This is a genomic window from Nonomuraea fuscirosea (assembly GCF_003001935.1).
Lineage (GTDB): Bacteria > Actinomycetota > Actinomycetes > Streptosporangiales > Streptosporangiaceae > Nonomuraea > Nonomuraea fuscirosea.
Genome location: NZ_PVNG01000015.1, coordinates 319,822 through 334,357, shown reverse-complemented (window position 1 = coordinate 334,357; position 14,536 = coordinate 319,822). Strand labels below are relative to the sequence as shown.

At 65.8% G+C, this 14,536-nt stretch carries 14 protein-coding genes and 1 pseudogene; 10 read left to right on the top strand and 5 right to left on the bottom strand.

Going from position 1 to position 14,536, the window contains the following annotated elements; genetic code table 11:
* A pseudogene (locus tag B0I32_RS32965) lies at positions 1 to 224 on the top strand (hypothetical protein); the annotation flags it as partial.
* A 145-nt stretch (positions 225 to 369) separates the two neighbouring features.
* On the opposite strand, the gene B0I32_RS32960 reads toward B0I32_RS32965, so the two are convergent.
* From B0I32_RS32960 to B0I32_RS32940, 4 genes are all read right to left on the bottom strand, one after another.
* Positions 370 to 1,800, bottom strand: a complete 1,431-nt coding sequence (locus B0I32_RS32960) for a multicopper oxidase family protein (RefSeq protein ID WP_106246461.1) — start codon at positions 1,798 to 1,800, stop codon at positions 370 to 372.
* A gap of 70 nt (positions 1,801 to 1,870) precedes the next feature.
* A complete protein-coding gene (locus tag B0I32_RS32955) occupies positions 1,871 to 3,565 on the bottom strand; it encodes a sensor histidine kinase (RefSeq protein WP_106246402.1) in 1,695 nt (564 codons plus the stop codon).
* Positions 3,566 to 3,654: 89 nt separating this feature from the next.
* A complete protein-coding gene (locus tag B0I32_RS32950; protein ID WP_106246400.1) occupies positions 3,655 to 4,260 on the bottom strand; it encodes a response regulator transcription factor in 606 nt (201 codons plus the stop codon).
* Between the two features lie 471 nt (positions 4,261 to 4,731).
* Positions 4,732 to 5,295 (bottom strand): dihydrofolate reductase family protein, encoded by a 564-nt coding sequence (locus B0I32_RS32940; RefSeq protein WP_106246396.1) that lies wholly within the window; start codon positions 5,293 to 5,295, stop codon positions 4,732 to 4,734.
* 195 nt (positions 5,296 to 5,490) lie between these two features.
* On the opposite strand from B0I32_RS32940, the gene B0I32_RS32935 reads away from it, so the two are divergent.
* Together B0I32_RS32935 and B0I32_RS32930 are read left to right on the top strand one after the other, a co-directional pair.
* Positions 5,491 to 5,916, top strand: a complete 426-nt coding sequence (locus tag B0I32_RS32935) for a hypothetical protein (protein WP_106246395.1) — start codon at positions 5,491 to 5,493, stop codon at positions 5,914 to 5,916.
* A gap of 136 nt (positions 5,917 to 6,052) precedes the next feature.
* Complete coding sequence (locus B0I32_RS32930; RefSeq protein WP_106246393.1) at positions 6,053 to 6,574, top strand: hypothetical protein; 522 nt, start codon at positions 6,053 to 6,055, stop codon at positions 6,572 to 6,574.
* A gap of 76 nt (positions 6,575 to 6,650) precedes the next feature.
* Here the strand turns inward: B0I32_RS32930 and B0I32_RS58005 are convergent, their stop codons facing one another.
* On the bottom strand, positions 6,651 to 6,824 hold the full coding sequence (locus tag B0I32_RS58005) for a hypothetical protein (RefSeq protein ID WP_181308010.1): 174 nt from the start codon (positions 6,822 to 6,824) through the stop codon (positions 6,651 to 6,653).
* A gap of 477 nt (positions 6,825 to 7,301) precedes the next feature.
* Between B0I32_RS58005 and B0I32_RS32925 the strand changes: the two genes are divergently transcribed.
* The 7 genes from B0I32_RS32925 (at position 7,302) to B0I32_RS58000 (ending at position 14,463) form a co-directional block, all read left to right on the top strand.
* On the top strand, positions 7,302 to 7,748 hold the full coding sequence (locus B0I32_RS32925) for a hypothetical protein (protein ID WP_146178396.1): 447 nt from the start codon (positions 7,302 to 7,304) through the stop codon (positions 7,746 to 7,748).
* A gap of 975 nt (positions 7,749 to 8,723) precedes the next feature.
* A complete protein-coding gene (locus tag B0I32_RS32920; protein ID WP_106246390.1) occupies positions 8,724 to 10,538 on the top strand; it encodes a hypothetical protein in 1,815 nt (604 codons plus the stop codon).
* A gap of 20 nt (positions 10,539 to 10,558) precedes the next feature.
* Entirely contained in the window at positions 10,559 to 11,095 is a 537-nt protein-coding gene (locus B0I32_RS56725; RefSeq protein WP_146178395.1) for a hypothetical protein, read from the top strand.
* Positions 11,096 to 11,163: 68 nt separating this feature from the next.
* Positions 11,164 to 11,400, top strand: a complete 237-nt coding sequence (locus B0I32_RS56720) for a hypothetical protein (RefSeq protein ID WP_146178394.1) — start codon at positions 11,164 to 11,166, stop codon at positions 11,398 to 11,400.
* Between the two features lie 405 nt (positions 11,401 to 11,805).
* Complete coding sequence (locus B0I32_RS32910) at positions 11,806 to 12,225, top strand: hypothetical protein (RefSeq protein WP_106246386.1); 420 nt, start codon at positions 11,806 to 11,808, stop codon at positions 12,223 to 12,225.
* A gap of 351 nt (positions 12,226 to 12,576) precedes the next feature.
* Positions 12,577 to 13,440 (top strand): alginate lyase family protein, encoded by an 864-nt coding sequence (locus B0I32_RS59065; RefSeq protein WP_219912117.1) that lies wholly within the window; start codon positions 12,577 to 12,579, stop codon positions 13,438 to 13,440.
* Positions 13,441 to 13,872: 432 nt separating this feature from the next.
* Entirely contained in the window at positions 13,873 to 14,463 is a 591-nt protein-coding gene (locus tag B0I32_RS58000) for a tachylectin-related carbohydrate-binding protein (protein ID WP_219912116.1), read from the top strand.
* The last annotated feature ends 73 nt before the right edge of the window (positions 14,464 to 14,536 follow it).

Below are 14,536 nucleotides of genomic sequence, written 5' to 3'. Positions count from 1 at the left end.
ACGGCAAGGTGTTCACGAAGTGGTACGGGGTGGACAAGGTCGGCGGTAAGAAGGGCTGGGTCTGGTTCGAGGTGTACCAGGGCGGTCACTGGAAGCGGTTCAACAAGTCCTGGGACGGCGAGGTCGTCGGCGCGTGGAGCGGCAAGGGTGTCAAGAAGGTATACACCTTCACCTGCTGGGCCGGGAAGTTCGACAACTGCGGCAAGAAGTACCGCATCTACTAAGGACCGGCCAGCCCGATGCCGGCTCAGGACCGACTAGAAGTTCGCAGGCATGGGCGGGATCGTCGATCTTCCGCCCCGCCTCGAGATCGACCCAACGAACTCCCCGACTCGCGCTCTCACCACCCCATGATCGCGTAGTGAGCCATCACATGTGGTGCTGAACCGGGATCGTACGCGGCACCCGATCCTCCGTACCCGGCTTCACGATCACGAACTGCCCCATCATCCCCGAGTCCTCGTGCCGCAGGATGTGGCAGTGGTACATGTACGGCGTCCCCGGATCCGTGAACTCCCCGAACCGCACAGCCAGCCGCACCGTGCTCTTCGGCGGCACGTACACCGTGTCCTTGTGCCCGCCCGCCCACGCCTCCGGCTCGGTCCCGTCCACGTCGAGCACCTGGAACGCCACCTCATGGATGTGGAAGTTGTGGGCGTAGACGGTGTTCTCGATCTCCCAGATCTCGACGGCCCCGGCCGGCACGACCTCGTCGATGCGCGACATGTCCATCTCCTTGCCGTTGATGGCGTCGTGCCCGTTCAGCCGGAACCGCCGTACCCTCGCACCGGACGGCACCACGATCGGCGCCGGCGCGCCCGTCAGGCGGCCGGGCAGCGGCGGCGAGGCGGCCAGGCGCGGCGCCGCGACGATCCGCAGCAGGTCGAAGTCCCCCTCGTCGATGTCGTCCGACCCCGAGACCGTGCGCAGCAGCACCTGCTCCCCGCCGGTGAAGGCCACCACCACCTCGACCCGTTCACCCGGGCTGAGCGAGACCCGGTCCACCTCGACCGGAGCGGCGAGCAGCCCGGCGTCCCCGCCGACCACGTGGAAGGTACGGCCGTCGGCGAACGTCAGGTGGTACCTCCGCGCGTTCGATCCGTTGAGCACCCGGAACCGCACCCGCTCCGTCCGTACGTGCGCAAACCCCCGATACGTCCCGTTGACCAGCATGTGATCGCCGAGGATGCCGAAGGTGCCCTTGAGCGGATCGGGCGCGGCGTCGAGGACCTTGTCCTGGAGGATCAGCGGGATGTCGTCGACCCCGTACCGCGAGGGGAGCTCCGCCGGACCGTCGTCGACGATGAACATCCCGGCGAGCCCTCGGTAGACGTGCCGGGCGGTCGCGCCGTGCGGATGCGGGTGGTACCAGGACGTGGTGGCGGGCTGGTCGACGGTCCAGTGCGGGCTCCAGGTCGCGCCCGGCTCGATCGGCTGGTGCGGGCCGCCGTCCATCCTGGCGGGCAGCCGCATCCCGTGCCAGTGCACGGTGCTGGCCTCGGCCAGCCGGTTGGTGACCGTCATGCGAACGTTGTCGCCGCGGGCCGCGCGGATCGTCGGGCCGAGGTAGGCGCCGTTGAAGCCCCAGGTCTCGACCGGCCCGCCCGGCAGCAGCTCGCTCCGGGCGCGCCGCATCGTCAGCGCGAAGGTCAGCGTCCCGTCCTTGCCGCGCGTTGGTTCGAGCAGCGGTGGTACGCGCACCTCGGTACGGAAGGCGGCCGGGTCGGTCGCCGGCGCGGAGCCGCAGGCCGAGGCGAGGCCGGTCAGGGCGGTGGCGGCGAGGAACTGTCGGCGGTTCATGGTCATCTGTGGTGTCGGCATGGCCTGATCAACTGTGCGGTGCCAGGCGCTTCCGGCACAGTCGCCGGCGTCACCTCGTCGGCGTGAGATCCTCATGATCGTCCGGGGTACGGGCGAGGAGTTCGAAGCGGTCGCCGGTCCGGGTAGTGGTGAGCTCACCGCCGACGGCAGCCAGCCGGGCGCGCAGGTTCCGCAGCCCGGCGCCGGGCTCGCCGAGCTCGTGAGAGGCGCCGTCGTTGGTCACCCGCAGCCGTACGTGACCGTCCTCGACGGCGATCTCGATCACGCACTCGTACGGCGTACTGTGCCGCAGCACATTGGTCACCGCCTCGCGCAGCACCACCGCGAGAACAGACCCGGCAGGTCCGGCGACCGACGTGGCCTCGATCCGCACGATCGCACCCGTGGACTCCAGTACGGCCCTGGCGGAGTCGAGCTCGGCGGCCAACGACAGGCGGTGACCCGGAACGTTGACCCGGGCGGCGTCGGTGAGCGCGGCCCGTGCCGCGTCCGCCACCCGTTCAAGCTGTTCTGACGCCCGAACGGGGTCGGCGCGCAGCAATCGCAGCGCGAGCTCGGCGTGCAGAACGATCGCGGTGAGACCACGGCCGAGCAGGTCGTGGACGTCCCTGCCGACCTTGATGCGTTCGCGCAGAGCGGTCACCTCGACGAGCTCGGCCCGGGTCCGCCCCAGCTCGATGACGAGGGCGGCCAGCCGGGTCAGCCCGTGGACGGCCAGCGCGGTGGCGAGCGCGCCGCAGACCTGGTAGACGGCCACGGCCGGACCACGCGGCCAGCTCTCCAGAGCGGCCACAGCGCAGATCACCACGCACAACGGCCACGCCACCAAGCCCCGCACACAAAGCAGGACGACTCCAGCGAAGAACCCAGAAACCGCCAGCCCGTACGCGTCCCCTTGCAGCAGCGGCGCGTAGATGGCGACCGCCTGGGCCGCGAGCGTCCAGGCCAGCCACCTCGGGCGGGTGCCCGCGCGCAGAGCGGCCAGATGCCAGAACTGCAGCGCCAGGGTCACGGGCAGCAGGGCCATGTACGCGGCATGCCCAGACCCGAGGCCGAGACCGGCGTCCGCGGCGAAGTTGAAGATCGACTGCCCGATGGACAGGGCGTGCGTGACGACGAGAATCGGGGTGGCCAGCCGGAGCACCCGCGGATCGTCGCCACCGGACGGGACCGGAACCGCCGCTTCGGCGGCCGGCAGGGACCGGACCCGCTGCAACGCCTCCCTGGCGATGGCGACGGCCCGGCGGATCGCCTCGGGGTCGCGTTCGCGCCGCGCCAGCCGTTCGACGGCCGACACACTGCTCACGACCAGGCTGTGAACGTGCCCCCACAACCGCAGCCGCTCGACCTCACCGGCCCTGGCGGCTAGTTCCGCCCGCTCCCGCCCGGCCCGGTCCACCAGGTCGACGAGGCGGCTGAGACCGTACAGGATCAAACCCCCATTGATCGGGGCGATGATCGCGTAGTAGATCAGCACCGGCGGCAGGTCCAGCATGATCGCCGCGCCGCCCTCGACAACCACGATCAACGCGACGAGCGACCACGCCCACGGACCGCTCACCGCGAGCAGCATGGAGGCGACGACGAACCCCGAGCCACCGCCCCGCCACTCCCCGGCCCCGGCCCCGGCCACCAGGGGCAGCCAGTTCAGCACGATTTGCGGAATCACCAGGACGGCCCGCCGCCCACCCGAGAGCGAGATCGGCAGTTGCAGCGCAGCGACCGCGACGATGCACGCCAACATCAGCGGCCCTGTGCTGGTCTCCCCCAGATGGAAAGTGACGCGTAACAGACAGATCAGGCTGATGTACGCAGCGAGCAGGCGAGGCGGGCTCAGAGCCAACCGGATTCCTGAGCGATCCGTACGGCATGCAGCCGGTTGCGGGCGTTGAGCGTGGCCACGATCGCGGTGAGGTAATTGCGTACGGTGCCCGGCGACAGGAACAGCGCCCCGGCGATCTGAGCCACGTCCTCCCCCTCGGCGAACCTGCGCAGCACCTCCAGCTCACGCGGCTTGAGCGGGCTCTCCACCACCTCCAGCGCGGCCACGGCCAGCTGCGGATCGACCACCCGCTCACCCGCGGCGACCTTCCTGATCGCGTCGGCGAGCTGCTCAGGCGGGGCGTCCTTGACCACGAACCCGGACGCCTGCGCCGCGAACGCCCTGCGCACACTCGCCGGCCGGCCGAAACTGGTCACGATCAGCACCCGGCACCGGGGCAGCCTCCTGCGCAACTCGGCCGTGGCGGTGAGCCCGTCCATGCCCGGCAGTTCGACGTCGATCACAGCCACGTCCGGGACGTGCTCCAGCGCCAGCGGCACGATCTCGTCCCCGGCACCGGCCTCCGCGACCACCTCGATGTCCGGTTCGAGCTGAAGCAACGCGACCAGGGCGCCGCGGACCATGTGCATGTCCTCGGCCAGCAGAACCCGGATCATCCAGCGCTCCCACTCCCCGACCGACCCCGTTTCCGGCCATTTCTACCATCTCGTGAAATCTTCATGATGGATCATGAAAGCTTCACGCCAGGGCGCGGAGCTATGATCCAGCCCATGTCGGATCGAACGGTTAGTGAGTACGCGTACACGTACACATCGCCTACCTCACGACGCGCAGACGGCCGGGAGTGCATCTGGTACCGCTCCCACGAGGGCACTTATGACCTGATCCGCACCGGCAAGGAGGGCAGGCGTCGCTATCACGTCTTCGACGCCCGGAGCGGAGAGCACCTGGCGGAGTTCGCGAGCTGGGATGCCGGTCACCAGTGGATAGAGGAACGACTGCGATCGGCGTGAACGTGCGCACCAGAGTCCTGGACGACCTCTCCTGCCGCCGCATCGACTTATTGCGAGCCGCTTCCAGAGGCCCTCTCCCGGGGTACGGAGATGGAACGGATCATGGCCGCGTATTCAGCGCCTGGTCTCGTACCTGGTCAGAAGGACGCCGTCGGAGAACGTCCGAGTCTCCATCAGGGTCAGGTTCACCCAGTTGTCCAAGGCCGTGAAGAACGGCGTACCGCTACCCACCAGGACCGGCGCGGTGACGAGCACGTACTCGTCGATCAGCCCCGCCCGCATGGCCGCCGCGGCGAGTGTGGCACCGCCGATGTCCATGGGGCCACCGTCCTCGGCCTTCAGCCGGGCGATCTCGGCGACCGCGTCGCCGGTGACCAGCCGGGTGTTCCAGTCGACCGTACGAGCCGTCGAGGAGAACACCACCTTCGGCATGTCCCGCCAGCGGCGGGCGTACTCGATCGTCGCCGGCCTGGCGCCAGGCTGCTGGTCGGCGGTCGGCCAGTGGGAGCTCATCCCCTCCCACAACTTGCGCCCGTACAGCGCCAGACCGGTCGCCCCCACCCGGTCGGACCACCACTGGAACACCTCGTCGCTCGGTACGCTCCAGCCGAGGTCGCCACCGGGCGCGGCGACGTAACCGTCCACGCTCAGGTTCATGGCGAAGGTCAGTTTCCGCATGGCGTCAGCCTCCCGTGAGCCGATACTCGGCGTACAGACCAGCACCGCGCGAAAAAATCATCGATCAGCCCCACCGACCTGTCCGAGGCAGGTGAGCCGGGCGCACGGACGAGGTTGCCCTGCCTCGGACAGCGTTAACGTGTGATGAGCTCTTCGAGCCTGAATTGGATGTCGGAGCGAAGGAAACAGAGGGCGATGCGCTTTTTCTGGTGGGTGCTGGTGCCGGTGCTCGCCGGGCTCATTCTGCTCGCCGCCTGGCGCGAAGTGGTCCCCGCGTACACCGCCCAATTCGACACCGGAACCCCCGGCACTTTCACCGCCACCGGACGCGACTGCAGTGGGCGTACTTGCAGTTGGCGGGGGAACTTCGTCTCCGATGACGGCCTGGTCGTCAGACGTGGCATCGGTCTGGCGCCAGGGGCGGAGCCGGCCGCTGTCGGAGATCGCGTCGCGGCGACGGAGGTAGGCCATAAACGCAACGTCTATCCGCGCGCCGGCTCCATGGACTGGTTCCTGATCACCCTGCTCGCCACGGTCAGCCTGGCCGTGCTCGTGGTCTGGGGCGTCGGAGTGGTACGCGCGATCCGCCGATCGGTGCGGCAAGGCGCGGCCGGATCTTAAAGGCGAGAGCTTGACCCTTCATCTCGCTGCTGCCGCTGTGAAGCGCGAGGCGGGGGGACCTGTGATCTGGCGTTTCTACCGGTAGCAGATCCAAGGATTCCATCGACGCGATCGCGCTGTCGTAGGCTCCATACCCATGTTCGGATGGTGGACTGTGCTGCCCGAGAGCGAGCGTCAGCAGTGGATACTGACCCCGTTCGTGAGCGTAGGCCCACTGCACTTCGGGATGAATCCCATCGAGGCGACTGCCGCGCTCGGTGGGATCACGACACGCCCGCAGTACCGAGACGGCCGGGTGGAGATGGCCAGGTACCAGAAGGCCGGCTTGACGCTTCACTACAACGTGGATGAGAAGCTCAAGGCCGTTGCGATTGACGCCCTTCGAGGACCGCAGGTCTTCGCGGACGACACTGCCCTGGTCGGCCGCGTTCCCTCGGAGATAGAGCAATGGATGGAAAAGCGTGCCGCCAGCCGTGATCCCTGCGAAGAGCTCGCCTACATGAACGCCGGCGAGCCGGGCTCAAGGTCCCTCGGTGTGGTGGTAGGCGTGCAGCGGGCAGGCGACCGTTTGCTCACCCGACCCGTGTTCCTGCCGGCTGAGGCGATGGACGACCCTTCTCACTGGCTCCCGCAGGAAGCCTGGGCGATCCAAACCTAGCCGTCCTAATCCTGAATCCGGCTGATCGGGTTCGAAGCGGTACCGAGGTGCCCCACCTGCTGACGCAGTCTGACCATCAGCCGAGTTGCCAGCGCATCTGGCCGAAGACGGTCGTCTCCACCTCCTTCAGCATCACCGCAAAGACAGGCACGCCGGCAACGGGGTTCCGCCCGAAGTCATCTCTCGATGCCGGCCGACCAGACGTATTCCCGTCGTATTCCACGCTGCTACCGACGGGTGCAACGATCATCCCCGTGAACCACGGGCTGTCCGGATCGCTCCGGACAGCTGATCTCCGTGCGAGAGAAGGAAGAACGATGAACCCGCTCCAAACGGTCACCGTCGGGCGTCGCTGCCGCGATAGTGATCGTCAAACTCGCGCAACCGGCCTTGGCGGCGAGTTTTCAGCGGGATATCGGAGACGGGATCGTCGGCTACGCCGCCCCCGCCAAGGAGTCGTGCGTCCGGGCGCCTGACACGGCGCGACCTGTGCGGTGGTCACCGCCTTCGAAGACGTCATCTACCGGCCCGTTCAAGCGGGCGAGACACCGTCCCACGAGGGACGCTCACCCTCGGAACCTGACGCTCAGACAGGGCCCCGCACCATCGATCGCCATTCTCGTAGCGATCCGCCTCGAGGCGACACCTCGCACATCCCCCGCCGGCCACGCGGAGTACCGCAGTTCACAACCCAAGGCCAACCGAACCATCTCTTGCTGGAGGACAATTGAAGACCCGCATTCTGGGCGCCGTACTGGGAATCGCAGCATTGAGCGGACTGCTGGTGCCAAGCCCGGCACAGGCGAAAGACGGAGTGTCCACCGCCCGCGTGAACCCGGCAGGCGCCCACGGCGGCGGGTCCGTCCGAGCAACCGTCGACTTCGTCAACCGGAAGAAGGTCGTTTTCCGGAACTTCACGGTGCGCGACATCTGCCCCGGCGACAACCTCCCGGTGCGAGCCCGGATCTGGTGGAAGCACACCGACGGAACCACCGGCTACAGCGCCTGGAAGTGGGACCGCAACGGCTGCAGCGACAAGGGCACCAACTTCGGAAACGTCACCCGCAGCGGCTCCAAGTCCATATCGAAGGTCTACCTGCAGGTGGCCGTCAACTTCCGACCAGGCCAGTGGGTTTACGACATCAGCCCGATCCGAGACAACCAGTACACCTGAGCCGCTGAATTTGGGGCTTTCAGCTGGTGCCGGCGATCGCCATCAATAAGGCTCGGCACCGGATCGCGGTCAGCTGAGCGGCGACAACCCAAGTATCGAGCGCAGGAGGAGACCCGCCTCGCGCCGATGCGCCCGAGCTGTTGCCTCTCCTACGCGACCACCTGAAGGAATTCGGCACGGCGTCGGGCGGGCGCTTTCCTGGCCCGCACAGCGACGGAGAGGCCAATCACCGCGTTTCCCCTGGTGACGGGCCTCTTCTAACTGGTGTGGCAGGTGCGAGGTTTGAACTTGCTAGGCTGAGCCGACGGTTTCACAGTCCCATCGCGATCACGCGCTGACTTGGGCTTTCTCCGTCCGGCTACCTGATCTGGCCGAGACCAACCTCCGTAGGCCCGCGAGGATCTCCGAGGACGCGCTCCGCTTCCTACCATTTCTTAAGATCAGTTCGGCCCTCTGAGAGCCAACATCCCGCCAGCGAAACGCTCAGCTTCAGTGAATCAAGGTCGGATTACTGGCCCTTGCTGCGCAGCTCCACAGTTTCGGCGGAACCGGCAAAGATCTGTGCCTGTCTCGACAATCTGTCGCCATGGTAGCGAACCCCAAAGGCACGTTTCCCGTACGTCCTGGCAACGGTGCATCGACCATGCCTGGAATGATCATGCTATTAAGTTATAGGCCACTGCCGTGGCGTACGGAGATCAGCGATAATTCGGCGGTACTCATGCCGTTCCGTACTGGAGACCCGTTATGAGTCAGCCAGTGCCCGATCCCCTTCCCACCCCGCCCCCAGTGGCCAGGCCCGACCAGCCTTCTGGGGACCCGGCACAGCCGGCCCCCACGCCGTTACCCACACCGGACCGCCCCGAGAACAGGCCCACACCGCCACCAAGCGGAACCGGTGACCCCGATCCGGCCAGACCCTCCCAGACTCCCAAGCCTGCCAACTGGAACTACTCGGGCATCACGCCTTCGGAGATGACCCGCTTCGAGCGTGACCTCGGCAGGCTCGAAACGGCGCTCGGTATACACGAGCCACGGATCCGCCAAGCCCTGAGCCAACTCCACCTCGACACCTCGGCCTTGACGGCACTGCGTGAGATGGGCAACTGGGTCAGCTCCAAACGTCCGGAACTGCGCCGACGGAATGAGACCATCCAGTCAATGACCACGACCTGGGGTGCCGACTCCCCCGACATGATCCCCTTCGACGAGTCCCTCTACAACCGGTCCTCCAGCAACCCGGACGTCTACGCCGCCGCAGCCCAACTGGCCGAGACCGCCAAAACCGGCAAGATCGACGAAAAGACTCTTGCCGAGTTGGAGAAACGCATCCACGATCCCGCCTTCGCCACGACGCTCATGCACGCGCTGGGAGCTACCAAGTTCCGCGAGGTCATGGACAGGACGGTGAACGGCGACAAGTCATTGACACGTCTGCAGGTCGCCCTCAGCAAGGTCCTCGGCACGGCCAGTCCTCGGCTGGATGCCAATTGGCGTAAGGAGTTCACCTCCGGCCTGAAGCCGCAGGACCACCAGGCCCTCAGCAAGGCAATAAAGCACGGCTCATTCGACTCATCCTTCCTGCTACAGGTGGCCAGAGCGATCGACACGCAGGACCGCAAGTCAACCGCTCAAGGCGGAGCAGCCCTCAGAGATTTCCATAACGACCCGATCGTGGACATGATGGAGGCACTGAGCCGGAACCCCGCAGCCGCTCAAGACTTCTTCGCCGGCGATCCCACAGCGCTCCAACATTTCCTCACCGAACGTCCCACGCTGAACGGCAAGGCAACGGTGGGCAAGGCGGTGGAGGCGGCCACCACCGTCTTCCGGGACCATAACGGCTCCGCACAACATCCGTCTCGCGGTTTCACATCGGCCCTGCTGGCCTCGAACTTCGCCAAGGTGCAGGCTGATCACCTTCTCAAGGGGGGCAAATCCGCCGTCCCGGCCAGCACGTCAGCGCTCATCCTTGCTGCGTACATCCCAGATATCAATTACGCTGCGCCACGGTCAGGTCTTCGCCCGACGGGCGTTCGCACCGACGGCGACCCTCATGATCCCTGGGGTGCGGAGTTCGCAACCGACAGCGTACGCGAGGTCATGAAGTACGCATTCAACGAGGACCCCAAGACCGTCGCGACGCTGATGGCCGCCCAGACCACATGGGCGGACAGGTTGCTCAACCGCACTGCGGCAAGCGGCGACTCCGCGAGCTTCACAGGTGCAGCGAAACAAATCGGTGCCGGATTCGGCCTGATCACAGACGCGACCGGATTGGCTGAGATAGCCACCGGCCAGAGAAGGGATGAGGTCCAAGAGCAGAAGATAAAGGAGTTCATGGCGGTGGTGAACACTGCGCTGGCGATTCCGCAAACCGGCGGCTGGCCGATCACAGCCGGAGTCGTGGGCGCTTGGACCGGAATGATAGAGGACGCCGCAAAGACCGAGGTCAACAAGAACCAAGCGGTGTACGACGCCAACGTGGCGAAAGCTCGTGGAGAGTTTCTGGCGACCCAACTCGTCGCCCAGGCCATGTTCAACCACGGACTCTTCGGCAAAGACGCTCACGGCTCCTTGAGCTTCCGCAAACCCGACGGATCCCTGATGACGCTGGAGGAGATGACGCCCGAGGGCGCCGTCCAGCATCCCGAGCTAACCGACTACGAAAACTGGCTGCTAGACGACCACAAGGGAACGATATGGAAGGAAACAAGGGACGAACTATCCAAGGCATACGACCGCAGCTTCAGCAAATATCAAGGGGGCACAAACGAAGAAAAACCATAAAGGCTGCCACTGCTTTCGGCGTGACACTAGCGCTGATTGTCGGCTGTACTAGCACCCAGAAACCTCCTATCGACCGGACGTCACTGCCCACTGTCGCCGCACCGCCCTATGTATGCGACCACATTCCTCTTCGCGCTGTAGAGCTGATGACAGGAGTCCGCAAGCCGATCTCGAGCGGAGATTTCAACTTGGCTTTCGACGATGGCGTGGGCATGGGGGGATGCGCTGTCTACCAACCAACTGGCGAGAAAAAGAAGCTGCTGGAGATCGACTTGAATCCGCGAGGAGGGGAGCGCTGGGTCAGATACCAAATCGAAGCTGGCAACACGCCGCTGCCAGAGATTGTCCCAGGTGGGATCGGGTTCTACACCCAAGGCGGGACAACGGAAAAGACGCAAGCAGGCGCGGTGTTGGTAAGAGGGAAATCCCAGCTGTTCGTCGGATTGTCCAAGGGCGTCGAAGGGCGCGACAATGCGGCCGACGTGATCGCTCTGATGAAACTGATCGCCCCCAAGCTGATAACTGACGTCACCGCTCCTCGTAAGAAAAAGGACTAACTATGGCGGCTATGGTTGCCAACCCTCTCCACGAGGCCCTGAGCAAGGCCCTGCGCACAGTCGGTCCCATGCTCGAGGAAATCAGTAACAGCATGGAAACGCCCTACCGTCAGTTCCAGAGTGGAACCGTGTGGACCGGACCGACGGCGAAACTGTTCGGAGAACAGCTTGCCCAGTTCCGAGCCCGAATTCGCATGTCAGGAGACAGGATCGTCGGTGAGCTGCAGGCGGCACTGGGCCGTACGCCAGCCCAAGTGACCGAGGACGAAGCAGTAGCCATCAAGAGGAAATTCGGGCTTCCTTGAGCATGAGCCCAATGAATGGAAGACCCCGCGATGCGAGACCTGTCGACATGTGACGCCTGCCCGGTGCACGATCGAGCTGGCGATCCCGAAGCTGCAGTCGTGCTCCCACTACCCGGACTGGCTACTGGAGCGCCATCGCCGCGCGGAGCAGGCGCTGATCTCCTGGCGCTCGCATCACCTGACTGGCCATGATGGCGACAGCGCCGCCGTCCATACTCCGGAGACAACGCAGGAGTTCCCGCTCCTCAAGTAGCCGAATGGGCAATCGCATATGTCGGTCCTTGCGCCGAGAGCACGGTCGACCATGTCAAGAACGCGATCGAGCTCTGAGGCTTGATATACCGCAGACATACCGGCGATCCCTAGGGTCGACTTTCCGTGAGAATCGACTCTTGGGAGAGACCAATGATGAGCAGGCGTACCGGCTGGATCACCGCCGTCGTGAGCGGCCTGGCCGCCGCGGCGGTCGGACTCACCGTCTACGCGCCCGGCGCCCAGGCCGGCAGCGGCCTCGACGACCCGAGCAAGGCGAGCAACGTCAAGACCCGGGACACCGACACCGTCTGGTCGGGGCCGGTGGGCTTGAAGTGCCAGGTGCGCACAGGCACATACAAGGGCACGACCTATGTCTGGGGCCGTATGACCAAGGGGCGCACCGGCACCTTCAAATCGCTGAAGAACGGTGTCGGCATGAGCCAGCTGAACGTCAACCTGGGTTCAGGGCAGACGCACTACAGCCGGGGCATGACGTTGCAGAAGGGGTACACCTACGAGGCGTCCTTCTTCGACGGCAAGTACCGCTGCAAGGCCAAGTGGACAAACTAATAGACGGCTCCTGAGCCGGATGGACGGATTCCGGGATCGTCATTCGGCGTACGTTGTGATCTTCGTAGCGAGCCTGGCCGGACAGAGGTTCTGGCGGCAAGCCGTGGTTGCCGATCAGGTGGCGCATCTGCTCCATGCGTGATGCCGGTGCGCCGCACCCCACTTGCCGGAATGCCATGGCCAAGGCGCTCATGAGCTTGGCCCAGGAGTCAGGGCCCGCGAACGTCGGCCACCCGCTGGAAGGCCCCGCCCCGCGCGCCTTCGTCACCTTTAAGGCCCTCTGACTCCGGCCACCCCGAAGCTCCAGCTACGCCGGGCTCCGTCCGTCCAGCCCCTTCGGAAAGGAAACCCGTGCGTCTCGCTCGTCCTGTTGCCGCCGTCATGCTCGTGGCCGCCGCCCTGGCTGTTCCGCAGCCCGCACAGGCTGCCGGGTTCAAGCACCCCGGTGTCCTGGTCAGCCGTGTCCAGCTCGACTTCGTCAGGGCCAACCTCGACAAGGAGCCTTGGAAGTCAGCCTGGGACGCCCTGCAGAAAAGCTCCTTCGCCTCGCTGTCCTACCCGGCCAAGCCCCGCGCCGACGTGAACTGCGGCGGAGGTTCCATTCCCGACAACGGCTGCTCGGACGAGCGTAAGGACGCGATGGCGGCTTACACGCATGCCCTGCGGTGGTACCTCAGCAAGGACGCCCGCTACGCCAAGAAGGCGATCCAGATCATGGACGCCTGGTCGGCCGTGATCACCAAGCACACCGGAAGCAACGCGCCGCTGCAGACCGGCTGGGCGGGCGCCAACTTCTCCCGGGCGGCCGAGCTCATCAAGCACACCTACGGCGGCGGCTGGAGCCAGGCCGACCGGTTAGCGAGCAAGCTCCGCACCGTGTACCTCCCGATCCTGCTCGCCGGACGGCCCAACAACAACGGCAACTGGGAATTGATCATGACCGATGCCGCCATCGGCATCGCCGTACATCTCGATGACCGGACCTCCTTCAAACAAGGCGGTCGCGACCTGGCGCGGCCGGCTGCCCGCCTACATCTACCTCACCACCGACGGGTCGATTCCCAAAGCTCCGCCGGGCAGCAAGTACAACACCAAGGCCGAGATCATCGAATACTGGCACGGCCAGACCAAGTTCGTGGACGGCCTGACCCAGGAGACCTGCCGCGACTTCTGGCACACCGGCTGGGGCCTCGCAGCCATCTCCCATGTGGCTGAGACGGCCCACCACCAGGGCATAGACCTGTATGCGACGGCCAAGCACCGGCTGCGCCGCGCGATGGACCTGCACGCCAAGATACAACTCGGCGGCTCAGTCCCCAGTTGGCTGTGCGGCGGCAAGGTCAAGGCCGACCTCGGCAACCACTACGAGGTCGGCTACAACGCGCTGCACAACCGGCTCGGCTACGACGACTTCCCCTACGCCGCCAAGTGGGTCGAGCGGAAGCGCCCCATGGCGACGTCGCACTTCCTGGGCTGGGAAACCCTCACCCATGCGCAGAACCCCGCCTCCTCCGCCAAGGAGACCGCTTCGATCTACGGGGCGTCGCCAGACGGGAAGTTGACCTACACCGCCATCGATGCCGCCACCGGACAGCGCACGCATGGCGCGGTGGTGTCCACGGCCACTCTGGTTTCACCCCCAAGGCGATGGCGACACTGGACTCCGACACCATCCTGGTCACCGAGGACGGGCGGGAAGGCCGGCTCTACCGGGTCGACATCCAGAGCAACAGCGGCAGCCTCACCTTCGATCGGCCGGTCTATCTCGGCCGCGGTTACACCCACGACCTCCTCGCCTACGACGGCAGCGGCCACCTGTTCGGCATCGCCGGCGGCACTTTGCGCCGCTACACCATCAACGCGGCCAAGCCCACGATCAGCGATATCAGCGGCAACACCAAGATCGGCGACGGTTTTACCCTCAAGACCCTGACCGCCACCGGCCCTGGCTGGATTCTCGGCACAACGACTGACGGCAGGCTGATCTCTTACCGGATCAACGGCGCCGGCTCCTGGCAGAGGTACCAGCTTCGCGACACCACCTGGCAGGTCTTCGACCATCTCCTGTCGCCCGGCGGGGGCGTGTATTACGGCCACCGTGGCGAGGGCTCCCTCTTCCGCTACGACGACGAGAACCCCTACGACGGCCGGGCCGACGACCTCCGCGGCCAGGGTGCCGTCGACACCACAGGCTGGACGCAAACCCTCCTGTCCGCCCAACCCGCCACCGTCAGCTGACCGAACAACCGACAGCCGCCGGAACTGCGGACTCTCGCCGTACTGACCCGGTGTCAGCACCAGCGCCGACATC